Source organism: Paenibacillus phytohabitans (assembly GCF_013141775.1).
GTDB lineage: Bacteria > Bacillota > Bacilli > Paenibacillales > Paenibacillaceae > Paenibacillus_AQ > Paenibacillus_AQ phytohabitans.
The window spans coordinates 1-1,622 of the sequence record NZ_WHOB01000077.1 but is presented as its reverse complement, the minus strand read 5'-3'; the positions used below and the strand labels follow the sequence as shown (position 1 = coordinate 1,622).

Sequence of the window (1,622 nt, the reverse complement as noted above, 5' to 3'; positions counted from 1 at the left end):
GTCGTCAAAAAGGCCCTGCGAAGGGGAAAAGAGGGAGCCGAGTCTCGCTTAAATGGACGAAGGCCATGGAAGCTGTAAAGAACTTGGTACAACAGTGAAGAACCCTCCGGTGTAAAGGGAACGGCATGGTTTGAAAGATAATGCAGTGAACTGGGGAGACCCTCCCCCACACGGATTTTTTTTTTAGAAACCCGTAAAGAGACGTTCTATAAGTCCAGAAGACGAAGTGAATCGTCTGTGGGAAGGGAGTCCGAGGGGCTCATAGTACCAAGGAACCTAAGGACAACACAACCTTAGGGAGGGAAGGAGCCCTGCTTTGTTTACGCTTTTGGAGGAGGTACGAGTGAGTGAATGCCAAGCGGCTAACGACACCTAAGGAAAAAGTTCAAGAACTCCAAGAAAAGCTAGGTCATGCGGCCAAGGAGAATAATAAGCGTAGATTCCATGCATTGTACGACAAAGTCTACCGGTGGGATGTGCTGAGCGAAGCCTGGAGACGGGTGAAAGCAAATAAGGGAGCGGCTGGAGTAGATGCCGTGACGCTCGCAGACATTAAGGAACAAGGAGAAATAAGGTTCCTCAAGGACTGTGAGCGAGAATTGAAAGAAGGCAACTACCATCCGGAGCCTGTACGGCGGCACTATATCCCGAAGAAAGACGGGAAGCAAAGGCCGCTAGGTATACCTACCGTGCGCGACCGAGTCATACAAATGGCAACCAAACTCGTGATTGAACCCATCTTCGAAGCAGACTTCGAAGAAGTATCCTTCGGATTTCGTCCAAAACGAAGTGCAAAAGGAGCGCTGGAGCGAATCCGGAAAGCCTGCAACCGCAAAGGAAATTGGGTAGTCGACGTCGATATCCAAGGCTACTTCGACAATATTAATCAAGAGAAGCTCATGAAACTGGTACAGATGCGTATCAATGACAGGCGGATCTTGAAATTAATACGGAAGTGGCTGCATGCGGGAGTCATGGAAGAAGGAAAGGTAAGGCGCTCCGATGTAGGGACGCCACAAGGTGGCGTCATCTCACCCCTGTTGGCGAATATCTATTTGAACTACTTTGACCGGCTATGGGAGAAACACGGAAGTGGGTTGGGAGAACTGACAAGGTATGCAGACGACCTTGTGGTGGTCTGTAAAACCAAAAAGGACGCCGAACATGCTTATGAGCTCATAAGCAGGATTATGGAACGTCTAGAGTTAACCTTACACCCGACCAAAACTCGCATTGTAGGCTTATGGACAGGAGACGAGGGATTCGACTTCTTAGGAATGCACCACCGAAAAACGAAAGCAGAAACCTCTCAAGGGAAGGTGTACTATACCACACAGCAGTGGCTAACGAAGAAGGCAGAGGAACGTATCCGAGGCGTGGTCAAAGACAGATTAGCACCGCCCGGAATGCGCTGGAAATCGTTTGAGGAACACGTGGAATGGCTCAATCCAAAGATACAGGGATGGAGAAATTATTACTACACGAACTACAGCCAAAAGAGGTTAGCCAAGCTGGATTGGTATATTTTGCAGCGATTCACCCGGTGGTATGCAAAGAAGAGACAACGGAGGAGATGGATGAGTTCATTCTCGGAGGTCAAGTATATGGCCAATAAGTGTGGA

At 48.9% G+C, this 1,622-nt stretch carries 1 protein-coding gene; it reads left to right on the top strand.

The window, feature by feature from the left end:
- Positions 1-347: 347 nt before the first annotated feature.
- A partial coding sequence (gene ltrA / locus GC101_RS26165) for a group II intron reverse transcriptase/maturase (protein WP_171719707.1) occupies positions 348-1,622 on the top strand: 1,275 nt, incomplete at its 3' end.